Raw genomic sequence first — 20,997 nt, 5'->3', positions numbered from 1 at the left:
AAGCGGTTGCCGCGGCGTGAACCTCGATGAGCGAGTCGGATAGAGATGGGCCAGAGCGGTACAAACGAAGTGGCAGATGCGGCGAGCGGCGAACACGACGCGCAGCCCGACGCGGTGCAGTTCGACCTGTTCGGTATGCCGGTAAAAGCCGCGCCGGCGGTTTCCAAAGCTTCCGCCCAACCCGGCGTGAGCGGTGGTGAGAGCACCGAAAGCGCGACGTGCGTCGACGAAGCCGCAGCGCCGCCCGCCGACTCGCCCAAAAAACGCCGCGCCCGCGACGTCGTTGCCGCCCCGCCCTCGCCCGATCTGCTCGCGCTTGCCGCCGGACTGCCGCCGCAGATTCATCTCGGCACCTCCACGTGGTCGTTTCCCGGCTGGAACGGCATCGTCTACGGCGACGAATACAGCAACACCAAGCTCTCGCGCGAAGGTCTCGGCGCGTACAGCGCGCATCCGTTGCTGAAGACTGTCAGCATCGACCGGTCGTTCTACCAGGCACTCACCGTCACGGAATACCTGCGCTACGCCCAGCAGGTACCGGAGCATTTCCGCTTCATCGTCAAGGCGCCGATGACAATCACCGACGCCACCGTGCGCGCCGAACGAGGCGAGCCGGTGTCGATGAATCCGTGTTTTCTGAATGCGCAGATGGCGATCGACGACTTCGTCACGCCCTGCCTCGAAGGTCTCGGCGCCAAGGCCGGCGCGCTGGTGTTCCAGCTTTCGCCGTTGCCCGATCAGATGCTGGCGCAACCGGCGGCGTTCATCGAACGGCTAGGCGAGTTTCTGCATGCGCTGCCGGCGTTGCCCGACGGCACCCACTACGCGATCGAAATCCGCGACGGCAGTCTGCTGACGCCGCGCTTCATCCGCACGCTCAAAGCGGCCGGCGTGCGCTATTGCGTGGGGATTCATGCGCGGATGCCCGATCCGCTGCGTCAGGCCGCGGCGCTGGCGCTACTCGACGGCGACGCGCCCACGGGTCCGCTGATCGTGCGCTGGAGTCTGCATGGCGGCTTCAAGTACGAGCAGGCGAAGGCGAAGTACGAGCCGTTCAACCAGCTGATCGACCCGGACCCGTCCACGCGCGCCGCGCTCGCCGAACTGGCCGCGCGCTATGCGCTGGCCGGCCAACCGGTCGTGATCGCGATCAACAACAAGGCGGAAGGGTCGGCGCCGCTCAGTTGCCTGGAACTGGCGCGCGCGATCATCGAGGCGTACACGCGCCAGGCTCATGAGCATGAAGATGCCCATGAGCCGCCCGCCGCCGACCCGGATTGACGCCGCTCAGCCTGCCTTGATGCGGTGCGCGAACTTCTGACGAAACTTCGCGACCTTCGGCGCCACCACGAACGAGCAGTACCCTTGATCCGGATGCTGTGCGAAGTAGTTCTGGTGATACGCCTCGGCCGGCCAGTAGTTGCCGTCGAGCGGCAGCACCTGAGTGACGATCTGGCCGTCGTAAATCTTCTGCTCCGTGATCTCGCGGATCGCCTGCAGCGCCGTTTCGCGCTGCGCGTCGGAGTGCGTGAAGATCACCGAACGATACTGCGTGCCGACGTCGTTGCCCTGACGGTTCAACTGGGTCGGATCGTGAATCGCGAAGAAGATGTCCAGAATCTCGCGATAGCTGATTCTGGCCGGATCGAAGTCGACGTTCACGACTTCCGCATGGCCGGTCGCGCCGTCGCAGACCTGTTCGTAGGTCGGCTGCCGGGTCTGGCCGCCCGCATAGCCCGACTGCACGGAGTTGACGCCATCGACGGCCAGATAGACCGCTTCGAGACACCAGAAACACCCGCCACCCAGCGTGGCGATTTCACCTGTCTGACTCATGCTGCTCGCTCCTTGAAACTCGAAATTGGCCAATGCCTCGTCACGTAAAGGCAGCGCCGATCGCACATCCTGGACTTTCCAGCTTAGCGGGTTTTACGCCAGCCGGCAGACTCGCGGCCTCGTCGCCGCGATTGCAGTTAAAATTGGGACAAATCGACGATTTTCACTATGACTTTCGAATCATTTGTTTCCAGCCGTACGCGCAAAGACTCCAGGCCGGCACCTAGCCGGTTTGCGGCGAAGGCTCACGCCCGATGAAGCGCGCCAGTCCGCCCAACTTCGACCAGCCCGCTTTCAAGCAGGCGCTCGCGCAATTCGCCACCGGCGTGACCGTCATCACCACGCGCGCCGAGTCGGGCCAGTTGATTGGCATCACGGCCAGTTCGTTCAATTCGGTGTCGCTCAATCCGCCGCTCGTGTTGTGGAGTCTCGCCACGCGCTCGGCGTCGATGCCCGTGTTCCGGGCGAATAGTCATTACGTGGTGAACGTGCTGGCCGCGTCGCAACTCGATTTGTGCAAACGCTTTGCCACTGTGAAGGGCGACCGCTTCGAAGGCGTCTCGCATGCGGAAGGCGATACCGGCATGCCGGTGCTCGACGGCGCGCTCGCGTGGTTCGAGTGCCATAACCGCAGCCGTTACGAGGAAGGCGACCACGTGATCTTCGTGGGTGAAGTGGAGCGTTGCGGCGTGCATCCGGACGCCGCGAGCATCGCGCCGCTGGTGTTCCAGAACGGTCTGTTCCACGGACTCGCGCCGCTGTGAGCGGTGCGCCGCCGCGTCATGGGCGCGGCGGCTCGTGCGTTTGGCGATCCGTCAGCGGTCGTTATGCGTGGCGCTGTGTCCACCGGTCTTCGTCACCAGAGAGACCGGCACACCCGAATCTTCCTTCAACGTCTGCAGCACGATATTCGAACGGATATCCATCACGCCCGGTGCCTTGTACAGACGTTGCAGCACGAAATCCGAATAGTGTTTGAGATTGTGCGCGAGTACCCGCAGCAGGTAATGGGTCTCGCCGGTCACGACGAACGCGCCGACCACTTCCGGCCAGTCGCGCACGGCCTCCGCGAAGCGCTCATGCCAGTTTTCCTGGTCGTTGCGCATCGACACCTGCACGAACGCCTCCAGTTCAAAACCGAGCACCTCGCGATTCAGACACGCGCGGTAATGCTCGATCACACCCTGCTCTTCCAGCAGACGCAGCCGTCGTAGACAGGCCGAGGGCGAGAGCGAGATTCGCTCCGCGAGGTCGAGATTGCTGATCCGTCCTTCTTGCTGAAGCACCGTCAAGATACGGCAATCGGTGGCGTCGAGCGAGATCGCGTTCATATTCGGTCTCCCTTTCCCATTTGAATCAAATTATGTTCCAAGACCAGCGGTAGAAGGAGATTTTTTCGCAATCACATTTCGTGGCAGGCCACCTATCATTCACCGATAGACCTAATCCACTGACCGCAGACATGGACACACTCTGGGACATCACGCCCGCCGTCGACACGGCGACCCCCGTCTGGCCGGGCGATACGCCAGTCGGGATCGAGCGCGTATGGCGCATGGAGGCGGGCTCGCCGGTCAACGTGGCGCGGCTCACGCTCTCGCCGCACACCGGCGCGCACACCGATGCCCCGCTCCATTACGACGCCGAAGGCGCCGCCATCGGCCAGGTTGCGCTGGATGCCTACCTCGGTTTATGCCGGGTGATTCATTGCATCGGCGCCTCACCTGTTGTCACGCCACAACACCTCGCCGGCTCGCTCGACGACCTGCCGCCGCGAGTCTTACTGCGCACTTACAAAACCGCCCCAACGACGGCCTGGGATAGCGCGTTCTGCGCGGTCGCACCAGAGACCATCGACCTGCTCGCGAGCAGAGGCGTCAAGCTGATCGGCATCGACACGCCTTCGCTCGATCCGCAGGAATCGAAGACGATGGACGCCCATCACCGCATCCGCGAGCACCGCATGGCGATTCTCGAAGGCATCGTGCTGGACGCCGTCGTGCCCGGCGACTACGAGCTGATCGCGTTGCCGTTGAAACTCACCACGCTCGACGCGAGTCCCGTGCGCGCCGTGCTGCGCGCCCTCGGCTCACGGCGAACCTGACGCGCCGCGTTGCGCGGCTCGGGCCTTTTCCGAACCGCGCCGTCGCCTGCACCCATACCTCGATCTGACTGACTGGACCACCATGAACCACCGTGACGAAGCATTGGCGCTCGACAGCGCCGACCCGCTGGCAACGCTGCGCGACCAGTTCGCGTTGTCGCCAACCCTCATCTACCTCGACGGCAATTCGCTGGGCGTGCCGCCCGCCGCCGCCGCGCAACGCGCGCAAACCGTGATCGGTGCGGAATGGGGCGAAGGCCTGATCCGCAGCTGGAATAGCGCGGGCTGGTTCGAGCTGCCGCGCCGCCTCGGCAACAAGCTCGCGCCGCTGATCGGCGCGGCCGACAACGAAGTGGTCGTCACCGATACGATTTCGATCAATCTGTTCAAGCTGCTTTCCGCCGCCGTGCGACTCGCGAATGCACGCGACCCGAAGCGTCGCGTGATCGTGTCCGAGCGCTCGAATTTCCCGAGCGATCTGTACATCGCGCAAGGCCTCATCGAACAGCTCGACCGCGGCTATGAACTGCGTCTCGTCGATGATCCGTCCGAGCTGCCGGCCGCCATCGGCGACGACACCGCGATCGCGATGATCACGCACGTGAACTACCGCACCGGCTACATGCACGACATGGCCGCGCTGACGCAGATGATCCACGACAAAGGCGCGCTCGCGCTGTGGGATCTCGCGCATTCGGCGGGCGCCGTGCCGGTGGATCTGAACGGCGTCGGTGCCGACTATGCCGTGGGCTGCACGTACAAGTATCTGAACGGCGGCCCCGGTTCGCCGGCTTTCGTGTGGGTGCCGAAGCGCCATCAGAACGACTTCTCGCAGCCGCTCTCCGGCTGGTGGGGTCACCGCGCGCCGTTCAAAATGGAGCCCGCGTACCAGCCGGACGACGGCATCGGCCGGTTTTTGTGCGGCACGCAGCCGATGGTGTCGATGGCGCTGGTGGAATGCGGCCTCGACGTTTTCCTGCAAACCGATATGCAGACGATCCGCACGAAGTCGCTCGCGTTGACCGATCTGTTCATCGAACTCGTCGAAGCGCGTTGCGGCGAATTCCCGCTTAAGCTCGTGACGCCGCGCGACCACGCGCAACGCGGCTCGCACGCGAGCTTCGAGCATCCGCACGGTTACGAGGTGATGCAAGCGCTGATCGCGCGCGGCGTGATCGGAGATTATCGCGAGCCGCATGTGTTGCGCTTCGGCTTCACGCCGCTATACACGCGCTTCGTCGATGTATGGGACGCGGTCGAAACGCTCCGCGAAGTGCTGGTCAACGAGACCTGGCGAGCACCCGAATTCGCCGCCCGCGGCGCGGTGACCTGAGGAGCGCACGATGAACGACCACATGCAAACGCCGGGCTTGCCCGAAGAAAAGCCCGCGCAGGGTTGCCCGTTCGGACACGGCAGCGTTGCCGCGCCAACCGGTACACCGGCCGACGCCTCGGCGTCCGGCACGGCCGATGGCTGGCACGACGCGCAACTCGATTTTTCGGAGTCGATGAGTTACGGAGATTATCTGTCGCTCGGCACCGTGCTCGATGCGCAGCATCCGCTCTCGCCGGATCACAACGAGATGCTGTTCATCATTCAGCATCAGACCAGCGAGTTATGGATGAAGCTCGCGCTGTACGAATTGCAGGCGGCCTTGAAAGCGGTGCATCGCGACGAGTTGCCGCCCGCGTTCAAGATGCTCGCGCGCGTCTCGCGGATCATGGAGCAACTCGTGCAGGCATGGAGCGTTCTCGCCACCATGACACCTTCCGAATACACCGCGATGCGGCCGTATCTCGGCAGTTCCTCCGGCTTCCAGTCGTATCAGTACCGGCAGATCGAGTTTTTGCTGGGCAACAAGAACGAGCAGATGCTGAAGCCGCACGCGCATCGCGCCGATGTGCTGGCGCAGGTCACGGCTTCATTGAACGCGCCGTCTTTCTACGACGAAGTGGTGCGTCTGCTGTCGCGTCGCGGGTTTGCGATTTCACCGTCGCGGCTCGAGCGGGACTGGACTCAGCCTACCGTGCATGACACGTCGGTCGAGGCCGCCTGGCTTGAGGTCTATCGGAATCCTTCGCAACACTGGGAGTTGTACGAGATGGCCGAAGAACTCGTCGATCTCGAAGATGCCTTCCGGCAGTGGCGGTTCCGGCATGTGACCACCGTTGAGCGGATTATCGGTTTCAAACAGGGGACTGGGGGGACGAGTGGCGCGACTTATTTGCGGAAGATGCTGGATGTGGTTTTGTTTCCTGAGCTTTGGCATGTGAGGACTATGTTGTAGTTGGGGTTTGGCTTTGGCGGGTTTTTTTTGTTTGCCTTGCGGTGGCGGTGTTTTTGTTCTTAGTGGTTTATTAGTGTTGCCCCTGTGCGGGGCGGCACTTACTTTCTTTGCCGCGGCAAAGAAAGCTAAGCAAAGAAAGCCGCTCAAACCGCTAACCCTAAGCGGGCATCTCTCATAACCACACGGAGTGGCAGCCGATAGGGCCGACCGTGGATCGTCATTGCCAGTGGTACAGCAGTCATCCGTTCCGGCGGCGCTGCGCGCGCCGGAGCGGTACTTCATTCAACCAATCACTTCGTTTTTTGCTTTACCAGCCGTCGGCTTCGCCTCGGCGAAACGCTCAACGGAAACCTTCGGTTTCCCTTAATGTGCCGCTCGGCGCGCGAAGCGCCGCCGGAACTGATGACGGCCTTGTCACTCACGCGGAGTGCGCGACGCGCCGGACGCTCCGGGGCCACTGCGGTAGAGAAGTGCCACTGATAACGAATAGCATTGGCGGTTCAAAGCGGCTTTCTTTGCTTAGCTTTCTTTGCCGCGGCAAAGAAAGTAAGTGCCGCCCCGCACAGGGGCAACACTAATAAACCACAAAGAAAAATAAGCACCCACCGCCGCAGGCAAAAAACATCACCTCGCCGTATACCCCCCATCAATCGGCAAACAAACCCCACTAATCATAGAAGCCGCATCACTCAGCAAAAACAGAATCGGCGCCGCCACTTCCATCGGTTCAGCGAATCGCCTGAGCGGAATCCCCTGCAAGGCGGGATCTCGCTTGACCGGATCGCTCCAGGCCATGACGGCCATCGGCGTCAGCGTGACGGTGGGGTTCACGCTATTCACCCGAATGCCGGAAGGACCGAGTTCGAGGCACAACGCGCGCGTCACGGCATCCATCGCGGCTTTCGAGGCGGAATAACTCAGGTGGTCGTCGAGCGCCACGAGGCCGGCCTGACTCGATACGTTGACGATACTGCCCGCGCGATTCGTCGCGATCATCGCGCGTGCGACGTGCTTGGCGACCAGCACCGCGCCGCGCGTATTCACCGCCATCACGCGATCGAAGCTCGCGGCGGTCGTGTCCACCGCGCGTTCGAGCAAGGCAATGCCCGCGCAATTCACCAGTCCGTCGAAGGCGTCGAGCGATGCAAGCGCCTCGTCGATCGCAGCTTCGTCGCTGACGTCGAGCACCAGCGGCTCGCAGCCCGTCTCTTCGGCGAGCCGCGCAAGTTCGGCGACGTTGCGCGCGGCAGCGACCACGTTCGCACCGGACGCGCGCAACGCTTCGACCGTCGCCCATCCAATGCCGCTCGACGCACCCGTGACCAGAATGGATTTGCCAGAAAAATCAAAAGTAGCATTCATGATGATTGCAACCGGTGCATGACCGGCTTCAAGGCCGGATACAAGTCTCTATAGACGCCGAAACGTTGCTCGTACAACGCCATGCGCACAGCATCCGGCTGCGCGCGCTCGATCAACGTCACCCAACCGCCCTGTGCTTCCTCACGCGAAACGAGTCCGACACCGACACCCGCGAGCAGAGCGGCGCCCATCGCCGCTTCGACATCCTGCTCGATCGTGTAGACCGGATAGCCGGTGATGTCCGCGATGATCTGCATCCACAAGTCGGAATGCGCGGCGCCACCGACGACGATCAGCTTGTCGTCGAGCGCCTGCGCGCCCTTTCGTCCCGCTTCGATGTTGTGCTGGAGCGCAAAGGACACGCCTTCCAGCACGGCCCGATACAGATGCGCGCGAGTATGGAACAGGTTCAGGCCGACGAACGCGCCGCTCGCCTTCGCGTCCCACACGGGGCTGCGCTCGCCCATCAGATACGGCAAAAACATCACGCCATCGGAACCGGCCGGGATCTGCGAAGCGCGTTCTTCCAGCAGACGATGCGGGTCGCCATGCGAGGTGGCGCGCGCCGCCTCGATCTCGGCCTGACAGAACTGCTCGCGATACCAGGTGACCGACGCGCCGGCCGTAATCGCGCCGCCGAACACGTAGATGTCGTGCTGACCGTTGAACACGTGCGGCATGCTGATCAACCCGTGCCGCGCGTCGACGGTCTGGTTGATGTAGCCCCAGCACATGCTGGTGCCGATCATCGCGACGTGTTGCCCGGCGCGCGTCACGCCGGCAGCGAATGTCGCCATGGCTGCGTCCACGCCGCCCGCGACGATCGCGGTGCCGGCTTCCAGGCCGAGTTGTCCGGTCCATTGCGAAAGCAGCGCACCCACCACGTCCGACGATTCCACGAGACGCTCGGGCATCATGGTGGCGGGAATGCCGAGCATGTCGAGCGCTTCGTCGGACCAGTCGCGCCGCGCAATATCGTAGACGCCGCCGATATTGCCCGCCGAACTGTGATCCACCGCGATCTCGCCGGTCAGCATGTAGATGACGTAGGCATTCGGCGGCAAAAAGTAGCGCGTGCGAGCCCACACGTCCGGCTCGTTCTCGCGTAGCCAGAGCATCTTGGTGTAGCCGTAGTAGCTGTCCACGCCGTTGCCGGTGATCGCGTAAAGCCGGTCGAGATCGACGTTTTCGCGCACCCAGTCCACCTGTTTCGTGGCGCGGCGGTCCATCCAGATCAGGCACGGATAGAGCGGCTTGATCTCGCTGTCGACGGGAATACCCGAGCCGCCGTACAGGCTGCTCACGCACACCGCCTTGATCGATTTCGCCGCGACGCCGGCCTCCTTGCCTTTGGCGACGCATGCCGCGATGCACTCCACCACCGCCTTGAACCACACGGCCGGCCACTGTTCGGCCCACAGCGGCCTGGGCGTGTCCGGCTGATAACTCGACGCATGCTGCGCGACGATCGCGCCGTGCCGGTCGACCAGCAGCGCCTTCGTGCTCTGCGTGCCGATATCGACGCCGATGACGTAATCCATACTGTCTCCGTTTATATGCCGCCCATTCGCGGCCGACGTTGCGTCGGCTCAGGCACGCGGTTTCAGCAGTACCTTGATCGAATCGAGCGAGTTCGCGATCCTGATTGCTTCGTCCCATTCTTCGAGCGAGAAGCCGTGCGTGACGATGCCTTTCGACGTCACGAGACCTCGCGCCAGCAGGTCGATCGCAATCGGATAACAGTATGGGCCGAGATGGGCGCCGCGTACATCCAGTTCCTTGCGGTCGCCGATCACGGACCAGTCGAGCGTCGTATCCGCGCCGAACACGGAGAATTCGACGAAGCGTCCCAGCTTGCGGATCAGGTCCATGCCCTGATTGACGCCGATCGGCGCGCCGGTCGTTTCGATGTAGACGTCGCAACCGTAGTTGTCCGTGAGAGAACGAACGATAGCCAGGGCGTCGTCCGTTTTCGGATTGATGGTGACGTCCGCGCCGTATTCGCGGGCGAGCGCGAGACGCTCTTCCACCAGATCGATCACGACGAGTTTCTTCGGTGTCTTGAGATGCGCGACCTGCGTCATCATCAGACCGAGCGGACCCGCGCCCGCAATCACCACGACGTCGTCGAGTTGCAGGTCGCCACGATTGACGGTGTGAATCGCGCAGGCCAGCGGCTCGATGATCGCGGCGTCTTCGAGCGAAATGCCGTCGGGAATCTTGTGGACGATCGCGGTGGGCGGAATGCGCATGTATTCGGCCATGCCGCCGTCCGCGACTTCACGCTGGAAGCCGAAGATGTTGTGCACTTCGCACATCCAGTACTGGCCGGATTTGCAATAGCGGCACTTGCCGCACGGCACGATCTGTTCGGCGATCACGCGGTCGCCCATCTTCACGCCGAAATGTTCCGCCGCGCCCTCGCCGATTTCCTCGACGAAGCCGAAGAATTCGTGGCCCGGAATGACGGGCGCCTTCACCCAAGGGCTCGGTCCGCCCCAGAACATTTTCGCGCCCGAATGGCATTTGCAGTCGCTCGCGCAGATGCCGCACGCGGCGATGCGAATCACCAGTTCGTGCGCGCCGGCCTTCGGCTTCGAGACCTTCTCCACGCGATAATCTTTCGGTGCGTGGCAGACGATCGCCGTCATGTCCTGCCCGTCCGTTCTCGCCGTTTGAGTAACCTGAGTCGTCTGAGTAGATTGAGTCATTGCACGGTCCTACTGAAAAGGGGAAGTCGGTGGAAAATTATTTTCTGCGGTCACGGCTGATATAAATCGCGAGCAGGATGATTCCGCCCTTGATGACGTTCTGCACGTAGGGATTCACGCCGACCATGTTCAGCCCGTTGTTCAGCACGCCGAGAAGCAGCGCGCCGATCAATGTGCCGATGATCGAACCACGGCCGCCCGAGATCGACGTGCCACCCATCACCACGGCGGCGATCGCATCGAGTTCGAAGCCGACGCCCGCGTTCGGCTGGCCGCTCATCAGGCGTGCGGTGAGCACGATGGCGGCGAACGCGGACGTCATCCCGGCGATCGTGTAGACGATCAGCTTCACGCGCGCCACGCGCACGCCGGACAATCGCGTGGCCTGCTCGTTGCCGCCAATCGCATAGACGTAACGGCCGAACGGCATGCGTTCGAGCAGCACCCAGGCAATCACGTAGATCACCGCCATGATCACGACCGGTGCCTGAATGCCGAGAATCTTGCCGCTGCCGAAGAAGCTCACCCAGTCGGGCAGGCCGTCGATCGGATAACCGCCGGTGTAGATCAGCGCAAGACCGCGCGCGATGCCCATGGTGGCAAGCGTGACGATGATCGGCGGCATGCCCGCGAAGGCGACGAAGAATCCGTTGGCCGCGCCGAAGCCGAGACCAACCGCGATACCGACCGCCAATGCGGCCACCGCGTTCATGCCGGCCACCATCAGGCCGGCGGCGAGCGTGCCCGCCAAGGCCATCACGGAACCCACCGAGAGGTCGATGCCGCCGGTCAGAATCACGCAGGTCATGCCCACCGCAATGATCGCGTTGATCGATACCTGGCGCAGCACGTTCTCGATGTTCGCGCCCGACAGAAAGCTGTCGCTCGCGAAGACCATCACGATGCACACCACCAGCAATCCGATGAACGGATAGAACAGCGTGGAGCGCTTCAAGGCGGCCCACGTGAAGCGAACCGGCGCGCCCGGCGTGTCGGAACTGACCGTCGAGGTTTTCGGCGACGGCGATGAAGAAGGGTTAGGCGTGTTCATGGCTTGCTCCACGGGTGCCGGCAGTTGCATAGGTCATCACGGCGTTCGAGTCGATCCCGTCGCCTTCGAGCATCGCTTCGATGCGTCCTTGCCGGAACACGGCAACGCGGTCGCACATGCCGACGATCTCCGGCAATTCGGACGAGATCATGATGATCGAGTAGCCGCGCGCGGTGAGTTCGCGCATCAGCAGATAGATTTCCGCCTTGGCGCCGACGTCGATGCCGCGCGTCGGTTCGTCGAAGATGAGGATGTTGGTGTGGTGATTCAGCCAGCGCGCAATCACCACCTTCTGCTGATTGCCACCTGAAAGCGTGGCGACCTCGGTGTGCATGGTGGGCGCTTTCACGCCCACACGCTTCATGATGTCGGCGGTGGCGCGCGCTTCGCTGCGCTGGTCGATGAAGAAACGCAGCGACCGGTATTTGCCGAGGTTGTTGATCGAGATGTTCTGCTTGATCGAGAAGTCGGTAATCAGACCCTCGGTCTTGCGGCTTTCCGGCAGGATGCCGACACCGGCGCGCAACGCGTCGGCGGGATCGGAAAGTTTCGCGGCCTCGCCGTTGATGCGAATCTCCTTGACGTAAGCCGGGTCTGCGCCGATCACGGCGAGCGCCGTTTCCGTACGGCCCGAACCGACCAGTCCCGCAAAGCCGAGAATTTCGCCTTCGCGCAGATTGAAGCTCAGCACGGGGCTGTCCTTGAGCAATTGCAGTTTCGCGACTTCGAGCACGTTCTTCGCGTCGGCGCGAAACGGCGGCTTCGGCGGGAAGCTGTTTTCGATGCGACGTCCCACCATCATCTCCACGAGACGGCTTACGTCCGATTGCGCAACCTCGGTCATGCCGACGTACTGGCCGTCGCGCAACACGGTGATGCGGTCGCACACCTCGAAAATTTCTTCCAGGTGATGCGAGATGAAAATCATCGCGACACCTTGCTGCTTCAGATCGCGCATGATGGCGAACAGATGCTCGGCCTCGGCAGGCGTGAGCGTTGCCGTGGGCTCGTCGAGAATCAGAATGCGTGCCTCCAGCGACAACGCCTTGCCGATCTCGACGAACTGCTGCTGCGCCACCGACAGTTCGCGAATCGGCACGGCGAGGTCGATCGCCACACCGAGCCGCTGAAAAATAGCGGCCGCCGCGCGGCGCATCTTGCCGCGTTCGAGCAGGCCCAACCCGTTCTTCATCTCGCGGCCGAGAAACATGTTCTCCACGGCATTCAGATACGGAATCAGGCTGAATTCCTGAAACACGATGCCGACGCCCGCCGTCACCGCGTCGTGATAGTTCGCGAAGTGGCGCGCTTCGCCGGCAATCGTGATGGTGCCCTTGTCCGGCTGATAAATGCCGCACAGGATTTTCATCAGCGTGGATTTGCCCGCGCCGTTTTCGCCGAGCAGCGCATGAATCTCACCGCGCGCGATTTCCAGATGAATGCCTTGCAGGGCCTTCACGCCGGGAAAACTTTTGGTGATGTTGTCGAGCTTGAGTATCGTGTCCATCGGGTCCTCCTCTGCTGCCCGCTGCCGCACATCGACGACGTGCGGCAGCGGCCATTCGGCTTACCAGCTGAAACCCTTGGCGTTGCTCTTGTCGATCATCTTCACGTCGACGGGAATCGCCTTCGGCACATTGGCGCCCCACTTCTTCGCCAGTGCGATACCGAGCGCGATACGCACCTGGTCGGCCGGGAATTGCGCGGACGTCTCGACGAATTTCGAATTCGGCTTCTGGATCGCGGCGATCGCTTCCGGCGCGCCGTCCACGCTGGTCAGCTTGATGTCCTTGCCCGACGATTCGATTGCCGAGAGCGCGCCCATCGAGCCGCCGTCGTTCACGCTGAACAGGCCCTTGAGGTTCGGATGCGCCTGAATCATGTTCTCGGTGACGGAGAGCGCGGTGGCGCGTTCCTGCTTGCCGTTCTGCGTGTCCACGAGTTTGATGCCGGGCACTTTCGCGAGCGCCGCCTTGCAACCGCGCACGCGTTCGAGAATCGGCACGACCGGAATGCCGTCGAGAATCGCCACTTCACCGCTGCCGCCAATCGATTTCGCCAGGTATTCGCACGCCATCTCGCCCGCGTCGTAGTTCTTCGAGCCGACGAACGAATCGACCGGACCGTTCGCGTTCGCGTCCACTGCCACGACCACCACGCCCGCCTTTTTCGCCGACGTCACCGCCGACTGGATGCCGGTCGAATCGGTCGGATTCACGAGCAGGATGTCGATCTTCTTCTGCAGCATGTCTTCGACGTCGCTCACCTGTTTGCTCACGTCGTGATGCGCGTCGGTGACGACCACGGTCGCGCCGATCGAAGCCGCCGCATCGTTCAGCGCCTTTTGCATCGTCACGAAATACGGGTTGTTCAGTTCCTGGAAGGTCATGCCGATCTTCAGCGGCGCGGCCTGCGCGGCCGGCGCGGCGATGAACGACAGGCCGAAGGCGAGCGTCGCGAACGTCGCGGCACTGCGCGCAATGGTTTTCAACGAGCCCTGCTTCGAATGGGATTGCGTCATGGTTTGTCTCCGTTATTGAAACCGTTCGATGAGATGAGCACGTCCCTCACGCTGCTGGTCGCAGCGCGATACGTGTAAAACCGCGGGTGAAAAAGTGCTTCGGTGTGAAGCGGCCTGGTCGCCTAAGCCGGCATCAGGTTGGCGGATAGGCCGCCGCGACGTTGCGCGGCAAACCCGGCGCGAGCACGATCGCGGGCGCATCGACGATGCCCGCGCCGCGCGCGGCCGCTTCTTCCGAAGCGTCGCGGCTCGCGTCGTTCAACTGCTGGTAGCGGCGAAACCGCGAGGGCGCCATGCCCTTCACCGCGAGAAACTGACGGTTGAAATTCGACAGGTTGTTGAAGCCCGCCTTGAAACAGATATCGGTGACGCTGAGGTCTTCGTCCATCAGCAACTGGCACGCGAGATTGATCCGCATGCGGTTCACGTACTGCACGAACGGCAACCCGGTGTGACGGCGGAAGTAACGTGAAAAAGCACTCACGCTCTGGCCGGCCAGTTGCGCGAGGTCCGACTCGCGCAATTCGTTCGCGAGGTTCTTGCCGATATACGACAGCACGTGATTGATGCGGGTTGCGGCGAAGCCGGTCGGGTCGGCTTGATACGCGGGACTCGCGAGCGTTTCGCGCTCGTCGGTGGCCATCAGGATTTCGAGCATCGACATGAACAGCACGAGCCGGCGCAGTCCGCGCGCCGCCAGCAGTTCCATGAAGAGCGGCTGGATCGCGGCGCTGGTCTGCGGGCCGAACGCAATGCCGCGGCGCGAATCGGCCAGCAAGGCCTCCACCTGACGCCACTCCGGAAAACTCTCGAAACAGCTGGACACGAACTCCTGACCGAACTGCACGACCAGGTTGCGCTGCGCGATCGTTTCGCCTTCCGGCACGTCGCTCACCCAGTTGTGCGGCAGGTTCGGTCCCATCAGCACGAGATTGCCGGGTACGAAGTTGCTGATGTGATCGCCGACGAACATCTTGCCGCTGGTCGCCACGATCAGGTGGATTTCGTATTCCGGATGAAAGTGCCAGCGCACCGTGCGATACGGATAGCCGTGCGACCACACTTTGAACGATTCGTCACGGCGTACGGCCACGAGTTCGAGATCGGGTTGCACTGTTCGTCTCCATGAAGCGGCTCGCACTCCGGCGTCCGCTGACCTTTATCTTGTATAGCGAAAAGTAGCGCTCATCCGCCCGCGCCACCACTAAAAATGAGACCGCGGACCGATACTTTTTTGCATTCGGGTTAGTCCTGGCGCATTCGAAGTCAAATTTGATGCAATGCAATAGACGCGCGAAGACGCGTCCGACAGTGCTCCGCGCGTTGGCGTGCGCCGCTGCAAGGCCCGCCACGCCGCGCTGCGCCACGAAAAGCCGCGCGCGTCGCCTTGACTTTCGTTTCGCCGGGTACGATCATTCGCTCACAGACAGAGCAAATGCTCCATCCAAGAAAAAACGCCCGCTCCGAGCGGTGCGAGCAAGGACATTCAGGAGACGCACATGAATAGCGGGCAAGGCGGCGGCGCGGCCGCACACGTGATCCTCCACATCGGCGCGGGATCGTTTCACCGCGCGCACCAGGCGTGGTATCTGCACCGGTTGAACGAGGCCAAAGTACCCGGCGAGCCGCACTGGTCGCTCACGGTCGGCAATATCCGCAGCGACATGAACGCCGTGCTCGACGCACTCGCCGCGCAGAACGGCGTCTACACGCTGGAAACTGTTACGCCGCAAGGCGAGCGCGCGTACGAGACGATCCGCTCGATCGAACGCGTCGTGCCGTGGACCGAAAGCCTCGACGCGCTGATCGAAGCGGGCGCCGATCCGGCGTGCAAGATCATCTCGTTCACCGTCACGGAAGGCGGCTACTACCTCGACGAAGAAGACGAACTCGACACGGCGAACCCCGACCTCGCCGCCGATCTGGCCGGCGCTCACACCACGATTTACGGCGCGCTCGCGGCCATTCTCGACGCGCGCATGAAGCGCGGCGCGGGTCCCGTCACGCTGCAAACCTGCGACAACCTGCGCAGCAACGGCGAGCGTTTTCACGCCGGCATGAGCGAGTTTCTGGAGCGGCGCGGCGCCAACGATCTGGCGCAGTGGTTCGACGACAACACGGCGTGCCCGAGTTCGATGGTCGATCGCATTACGCCGCGTCCTACGCCCGATGTGCGTGAACGCGTGAAGGCCGAAACCGGCGTCGACGATGCCTGTCCGGTGATGGGCGAGGCTTTCATCCAGTGGGTGATCGAAGACCGTTTCATCGCGGGACGCCCGGCGTGGGAGAAGGTCGGCGCGGAACTGGTCGATTCGGTGATGCCGTACGAGGAAGCGAAAATCCGCATTCTCAACGCCACGCATAGCTGCATTGCCTGGGCCGGCACGCTGGTCGGGCTGAACTACATCCACGAAGGCACGCTCGATCGCGACATCAACAAATTCGCTTTCGACTACGTGACCGAAGACGTGATTCCCTGCCTCACGCCGAGCCCGCTCGATCTCGAACGTTATCGCGACGTGGTGCTGGAACGCTTCAGCAATCCCTACATCCAGGACACCAATCAGCGCGTAGCCGCCGACGGTTTTTCGAAGCTGCCCGGCTTCATCGCGCCGACGCTCTCCGAATGCTTCGAGCGCGGCGTCACGCCGAACGCCACGGCGATGCTGCCCGCGCTGTTCTTCCGTTTTCTCGAACGCTGGCACACCGGCAAGCTGCCGTACGCCTATCAGGACGGCGTGATGGACGAGCGCGTGGCGCACGGTTTCTTCGAAGCCGCCGAACCCTTGCAGGCCTTCACCGCCGACCGTCTTCTGTGGGGCAGCATGGCGCAGACGCCGGAGCTGGAATCGGCGCTGGCGGGCGCGCTCGCGCGCGTCGACGTGTGGCTCGCCAAACGCGGTGCGGCCTGAATCCGCGTGGCGCGCGACGAGCGTCGTCGCGCGCCATTGCGTCTGAACTCGCCGCGGTGCCAGGCTTAATGCGCATGGCACCGCGCCTCATGTGCGGCTAAAGTAGCGCATCCCTAACGACGAAGGTTTCGCGCCCATGTATCTCGGCATCGACCTCGGCACGTCCGAAGTGAAAGTCCTGCTGCTCGCCTCCGATGGACGCGTGATCGGCACTGCAGGCTCACCCTTTACCGTTTCGCGCCCGCATCAACGCTGGGCCGAACAGAATCCCGAAGACTGGTGGGCCGGCACGCGCACGGCGCTCGCCGCGTTGCGCGCCAAGCATCCCGACGAGTTCGCGCAGATTCGCGGCATCGGCCTGTCGGGCCAGATGCACGGCGCAGTGCTGCTCGACGCGCAGGATCGCGTGCTGCGGCCCGCGATCCTGTGGAACGACATGCGCAGCGACAAGGAATGCGCCGAGCTGACCGAACGCGCGCCCGACCTGCACACGGTCGCGGGCAATCTGGCCATGCCGGGTTTCACCGCGCCGAAGCTGCTGTGGGTCGCGCGCCACGAGCCTGAAATTTTTGCGCAAACGGCCTGCGTGCTGCTGCCGAAAGATTATCTGCGTCTGCAACTGACCGGCGGCAAGGTCTCCGATCCGTCGGACGCGGCCGGCACGCTCTGGCTCGACGTCGCCAAACGCGACTGGTCCGATTCGCTGCTGGCCGCCTGCAACATGACGCGCGCGCAGATGCCTTCGCTGTGCGAAGGCAGCGAGCCGTCCGGCACGCTGCTGCCGGCCGTGGCGCGCGAGTTCGGTCTGAGCGACGGTGTGATCGTCGCGGCCGGCGGCGGCGACAACGCCACCAGCGCGATCGGCATCGGCGCGGTGCAGCCGGGCGACGGCTTCGTTTCGCTCGGCACGTCGGGCGTACTGTGCGTGATCGGCGACAGCTTCCGGCCCAATCCGGCTTCCGCTGTGCACGCGTTCTGCCACGCCATTCCGGACCGCTGGCATCAGATGAGCGTGGTGTTGTCGGCGGCAAGCTGCCTGCGCTGGGTGTGCAAGCTCACCTCCACCGACGAACCGACCTTGCTGGCGGAAGTCGAGGCGCTCGAACCCGAAGCGCTGACCACCGCGCCGCTGTTCCTGCCGTATCTGTCCGGCGAACGCACGCCGCACAACGACCCGTACGCACAGGGCGTGTTCTTCGGCATGAATCACGCCACCGACCGCGCCCTGCTCGGCTACGCCGTGCTCGAAGGCGTGACGCTCGCCCTCACCGACGGCCTCGACGCCCTGCGCGCGGCCGGCACGGAAGCGAAGGCGCTGTCGCTGCTGGGCGGCGGCGCACGCAGCGACTACTGGGGCCAGCTGCTCGCCGACGCGCTCGACACCACCACCTGCAAGCACGGCGGCGGCGAAACCGGCGCGGCACTGGGCGCGGCCCGCCTCGGCTGGCTGGCGGCGGGCGGCGACCCCGCCACGGTGCTCGCCAAGGCGCCGGTCGTCAAAGCCTTTACGCCGAACCCGCAACGGCATGCCGAGCTGCGCAAACGTCTCGAAGCGTATCGCGCACTCTATCGCCACGTGCGGCCGCTGTTCGACCCCGCGCGCGCGCCGCTCGCCTGAGCGGCAACGCGCAGCCGGCCGCGTCGAGACGCGCGGGCCGGCTGCTATCATCGGCGCCTCTTCAGCGAACCGTCACCGTGCCCAAGTCCACAGAAAAATTAGACCTCGCTACGCGCGCCGCGTGGCTCTACTACGTTGCCGGCAATACCCAGAACGAGATCGCCGAAAAGCTGCAGGTGTCGCGTCCCGTCGCCCAACGACTGGTGGCGTTCGCTGTCGAAAAAAATCTGATCCGCGTGCGGGTCGATCACAAACTGGCCGACTGTCTCGCGCTGGCAGATCGTCTCTCGAAACGCTACGGCCTCGCGATGTGCGAAGTGGTGCCGATCGACGGCGACAGCGCCGACGAAGTGGATCGCAAGCTGGCGGTCGCGGGCGCGCAAGTGATGGAGCGCTATCTCGGCGAAGAAAAGCCGATGGTGGTCGCGGTCAGCAGCGGCCGCACGCTGAAGGCGGCGGTCGATCAGATCGCGCAGCTGGAGCGTCCGCAACACCGGTTGGTGTCGATGGTCGGGGCGATCGCTCAGGACGGCTCCTCGAACCGCTACGACGTCGCGCTGCACATTTCCGAAAAGACCGGCGGCAAGTATTTTCTGCTGCCCGCGCCCCTGCTCGCCGATAACGAGGCGGAACGCGCACAGTGGTGCAATCACCGTCTCTACCGGATCGTCGAATCGCTCTCCGCGCAAGCGGACGTGGCGTTCGTCGGCATCGGCAATATCGGACCGAAATGTCCGTTGCACGAAGACGGCTTCATTACGTCGGGCGAAGTGAAGGAATTGATGCACAACGGCGCGGTGGCCGAAATGCTCGGCTTGCCGATCGACGCCGCCGGCGCGCATGTCGAATCGCCGACAGGACGCCGCGTCACGAGCATTGCGCTCGACTCTCCGCCGCGCCGCCCGACCATCGGCTTTGCCGGCGGCGAGCGCAAACGCGAAGCGCTGATCGCCGTGCTCAAAGGCGGCTGGCTGTCCGGACTCGTCACCGACGAACTGTGCGCGCGCGCGGCGCTGGACGCCTGACGGCGCGGTAAAACGCCGGGTGCGCCGCGAAGCGCCTCACATCACCGGCAAACCTTCCGTGATGATGATGCGATATTCGCCGCCCTGCAGCCGCGTCTCGCTCAGCGCCTGATACGCCGGGCTGCGATACCACGTGATGGCTTCGTCGTAGCCGGGAAATTCGAGGATCAGGATTTCGTCGATCGGCGGGCCTTCCACCACTTCCTTCTGCCCGTGACTCGCCAGCACCATCACGGCATGCTTTTCGAAGACGGCGGGCGCGCTCTGTTTGTATTCGTCGAGCTTGGCGGGGTCGAGTGTTTTCTCGCGCGTGATGACGACATAGGCGGGCATGGCATTTCCTGGAGCGTGAACCAGCGTGACGGATGCGGAAAGCGGCGCGTGCGCCGCCTTCCCGATCACCTGCTCACGCGGCCAGCACTTCGACGATCTTACGCTGGAATGCCTTGCCTTCGCTGTCGAATAAATGACAGTGCTCGGGCGTCGCGCCCAGCTTCTGCGTGTCGCCCTTGGCGTGGCGTTCGAGCGGCGGAATGCGGGCGATCAGACCATCCGGCGCGACGGACGATTCCGCGTACAGATACGCGGCGTCGCCGAGCGATTCGACCGCCATGGTGCGCGCCGACACACCGTCGTCCGTGGTGCCGACGTGCAGATGCTCCGGACGAATCCCAACCGTCACCTTGTCGCCCTGCTTCACCGCGCCGGGCTCCACTGCCACGCGCTGCGTCTCGCCGGTTTCGTAGCGCACCGTCACGCCGTCGTGCGTGACCGACTGCACCACGCCTTCCATGAAATTCATTTTCGGCGAGCCGATGAAGCCCGCGACGAAGCGGTTGGCCGGCGCGTGATAAAGCATGGTCGGGCTGCCCACCTGTTCGACGTTGCCCGCCGACAGCACCACGATCTTGTCCGCGAGCGTCATGGCTTCGACCTGATCGTGCGTCACGTAGATCATCGTGGTCTTGAGTTCGTCGTGCAGACGCGCGAATTCGAGGCGCATCTTCACGCGCAGCGCAGCGTCGAGGTTCGACAGCGGTTCGTCGAACAGGAACACCTTCGGCTTGCGCGTGATGGCGCGGCCGATCGCCACGCGTTGACGCTGACCGCCCGACAGTTGCTTGGGCTTGCGATCCAGCAGATGGTCGATGTGCAGGATCTTCGCCGCGTTGCGCACGGCGGCGTCGATTTCCGGCTTCTTGGTGCCGGCGAGTTTCAGGCCGAACGCCATGTTGTCGTACAGGGTCATGTGCGGATACAGCGCGTACGACTGGAACACCATCGCGATGCCGCGCCTGGCGGGCGGCACGTCGTTCACGCGCGTGCCGTCGATGGTCAGATCGCCGCCGCTGATGTCTTCGAGGCCGGCAATCATCCGCATGAGGGTCGATTTACCGCAACCGCTGGGGCCCACGAACACCACGAACTCGCCATCCAGGATGTCGAGGTTGATGTCGCGCATCACTTCGTTGTCGTCGTAGGCCTTTCGGATGTTGCGCAAAGTTACGCTTGCCATGATGTGTCTCCGTGTAATGCTATGTGTCGCTGTACGTTGTTCCAGCTTGCTCT

The 20,997-nt window shown here is 63.4% G+C and carries 19 protein-coding genes; 8 read left to right on the top strand and 11 right to left on the bottom strand.

The annotated features are described in order from the left end of the window. The first annotated feature begins 45 nt into the window (after nt 1-45). A complete protein-coding gene (locus P3T18_RS28120; protein WP_429303229.1) occupies nt 46-1,281 on the top strand; it encodes a DUF72 domain-containing protein in 1,236 nt (411 codons plus the stop codon). Between the two features lie 6 nt (nt 1,282-1,287). Here P3T18_RS28120 and msrA read toward each other — a convergent pair whose 3' ends face one another. Continuing rightward, nucleotides 1,288-1,836, bottom strand: coding sequence for a peptide-methionine (S)-S-oxide reductase MsrA (gene msrA / locus P3T18_RS28115; RefSeq protein WP_429303228.1), 549 nt, complete (start codon nt 1,834-1,836; stop codon nt 1,288-1,290). 254 nt (nt 1,837-2,090) lie between these two features. On the opposite strand from msrA, the gene P3T18_RS28110 reads away from it, so the two are divergent. Next, a complete protein-coding gene (locus P3T18_RS28110) occupies nt 2,091-2,600 on the top strand; it encodes a flavin reductase family protein (protein WP_429303227.1) in 510 nt (169 codons plus the stop codon). A gap of 51 nt (nt 2,601-2,651) precedes the next feature. Here the strand turns inward: P3T18_RS28110 and P3T18_RS28105 are convergent, their stop codons facing one another. Continuing rightward, entirely contained in the window at nt 2,652-3,167 is a 516-nt protein-coding gene (locus tag P3T18_RS28105) for an Lrp/AsnC family transcriptional regulator (RefSeq protein ID WP_429303226.1), read from the bottom strand. 131 nt (nt 3,168-3,298) lie between these two features. On the opposite strand from P3T18_RS28105, the gene kynB reads away from it, so the two are divergent. From kynB to kynA, 3 genes are all read left to right on the top strand, one after another. Further along, nucleotides 3,299-3,940 carry an arylformamidase gene (kynB, locus tag P3T18_RS28100; RefSeq protein WP_429303225.1) on the top strand — a complete coding sequence of 214 codons (642 nt, stop codon included), beginning with the start codon at nt 3,299-3,301 and terminating at the stop codon, nt 3,938-3,940. An 82-nt stretch (nt 3,941-4,022) separates the two neighbouring features. Then, complete coding sequence (gene kynU / locus P3T18_RS28095; protein WP_429303224.1) at nt 4,023-5,273, top strand: kynureninase; 1,251 nt, start codon at nt 4,023-4,025, stop codon at nt 5,271-5,273. Nucleotides 5,274-5,283: 10 nt separating this feature from the next. Further along, nucleotides 5,284-6,228 (top strand): tryptophan 2,3-dioxygenase, encoded by a 945-nt coding sequence (gene kynA, locus P3T18_RS28090; protein WP_429303223.1) that lies wholly within the window; start codon nt 5,284-5,286, stop codon nt 6,226-6,228. Nucleotides 6,229-6,852: 624 nt separating this feature from the next. On the opposite strand, the gene P3T18_RS28085 is transcribed toward kynA, so the two are convergent. From P3T18_RS28085 to P3T18_RS28055, 7 genes are all read right to left on the bottom strand, one after another. Beyond that, nucleotides 6,853-7,590: an SDR family oxidoreductase gene (locus tag P3T18_RS28085; RefSeq protein ID WP_429303222.1), complete on the bottom strand. Its 738-nt coding sequence runs from the start codon at nt 7,588-7,590 to the stop codon at nt 6,853-6,855. After that, nucleotides 7,587-9,131, bottom strand: coding sequence for an FGGY-family carbohydrate kinase (locus P3T18_RS28080; RefSeq protein WP_429303221.1), 1,545 nt, complete (start codon nt 9,129-9,131; stop codon nt 7,587-7,589). The genes P3T18_RS28085 and P3T18_RS28080 overlap by 4 nt, the downstream gene beginning before the upstream one ends. Nucleotides 9,132-9,179: 48 nt before the next feature. Then, the gene (locus P3T18_RS28075) at nt 9,180-10,301 is read right to left on the bottom strand and encodes an alcohol dehydrogenase catalytic domain-containing protein (protein WP_429303220.1); all 1,122 of its coding nucleotides are present in this window, start codon (nt 10,299-10,301) and stop codon (nt 9,180-9,182) included. A 37-nt stretch (nt 10,302-10,338) separates the two neighbouring features. Next, nucleotides 10,339-11,352, bottom strand: coding sequence for an ABC transporter permease (locus P3T18_RS28070; protein WP_429303219.1), 1,014 nt, complete (start codon nt 11,350-11,352; stop codon nt 10,339-10,341). Further along, nucleotides 11,339-12,859 carry a sugar ABC transporter ATP-binding protein gene (locus P3T18_RS28065; protein WP_429303218.1) on the bottom strand — a complete coding sequence of 507 codons (1,521 nt, stop codon included), beginning with the start codon at nt 12,857-12,859 and terminating at the stop codon, nt 11,339-11,341. Before P3T18_RS28065 ends, P3T18_RS28070 begins: the two co-directional genes overlap by 14 nt. A 60-nt stretch (nt 12,860-12,919) precedes the next feature. After that, nucleotides 12,920-13,873: an ABC transporter substrate-binding protein gene (locus P3T18_RS28060; protein ID WP_429303217.1), complete on the bottom strand. Its 954-nt coding sequence runs from the start codon at nt 13,871-13,873 to the stop codon at nt 12,920-12,922. A 133-nt stretch (nt 13,874-14,006) separates the two neighbouring features. Further along, the gene (locus tag P3T18_RS28055) at nt 14,007-14,987 is read right to left on the bottom strand and encodes an AraC family transcriptional regulator (RefSeq protein ID WP_429303216.1); all 981 of its coding nucleotides are present in this window, start codon (nt 14,985-14,987) and stop codon (nt 14,007-14,009) included. Between the two features lie 385 nt (nt 14,988-15,372). On the opposite strand from P3T18_RS28055, the gene dalD reads away from it, so the two are divergent. The 3 genes from dalD (at nt 15,373) to P3T18_RS28040 (ending at nt 19,428) form a co-directional block, all read left to right on the top strand. Continuing rightward, on the top strand, nt 15,373-16,785 hold the full coding sequence (gene dalD / locus P3T18_RS28050; RefSeq protein WP_429303215.1) for a D-arabinitol 4-dehydrogenase: 1,413 nt from the start codon (nt 15,373-15,375) through the stop codon (nt 16,783-16,785). A gap of 136 nt (nt 16,786-16,921) precedes the next feature. Continuing rightward, nucleotides 16,922-18,403, top strand: coding sequence for a xylulokinase (gene xylB / locus P3T18_RS28045; protein ID WP_429303214.1), 1,482 nt, complete (start codon nt 16,922-16,924; stop codon nt 18,401-18,403). Nucleotides 18,404-18,480: 77 nt separating this feature from the next. Further along, on the top strand, nt 18,481-19,428 hold the full coding sequence (locus P3T18_RS28040; protein ID WP_429303213.1) for a sugar-binding transcriptional regulator: 948 nt from the start codon (nt 18,481-18,483) through the stop codon (nt 19,426-19,428). A gap of 36 nt (nt 19,429-19,464) precedes the next feature. Here P3T18_RS28040 and P3T18_RS28035 read toward each other — a convergent pair whose 3' ends face one another. Together P3T18_RS28035 and P3T18_RS28030 are read right to left on the bottom strand one after the other, a co-directional pair. Further along, nucleotides 19,465-19,761 carry a DUF1330 domain-containing protein gene (locus P3T18_RS28035; protein ID WP_429303212.1) on the bottom strand — a complete coding sequence of 99 codons (297 nt, stop codon included), beginning with the start codon at nt 19,759-19,761 and terminating at the stop codon, nt 19,465-19,467. 73 nt (nt 19,762-19,834) lie between these two features. Next, nucleotides 19,835-20,944 carry an ABC transporter ATP-binding protein gene (locus P3T18_RS28030; protein ID WP_429303211.1) on the bottom strand — a complete coding sequence of 370 codons (1,110 nt, stop codon included), beginning with the start codon at nt 20,942-20,944 and terminating at the stop codon, nt 19,835-19,837. Nucleotides 20,945-20,997 lie beyond the last annotated feature (53 nt).

The organism is Paraburkholderia sp. GAS199 (genome assembly GCF_050436585.1).
Taxonomy (GTDB): domain Bacteria; phylum Pseudomonadota; class Gammaproteobacteria; order Burkholderiales; family Burkholderiaceae; genus Paraburkholderia.
Note: the sequence above shows the minus strand (reverse complement) of the source record. Positions and strands in the feature narration are given on the sequence as shown.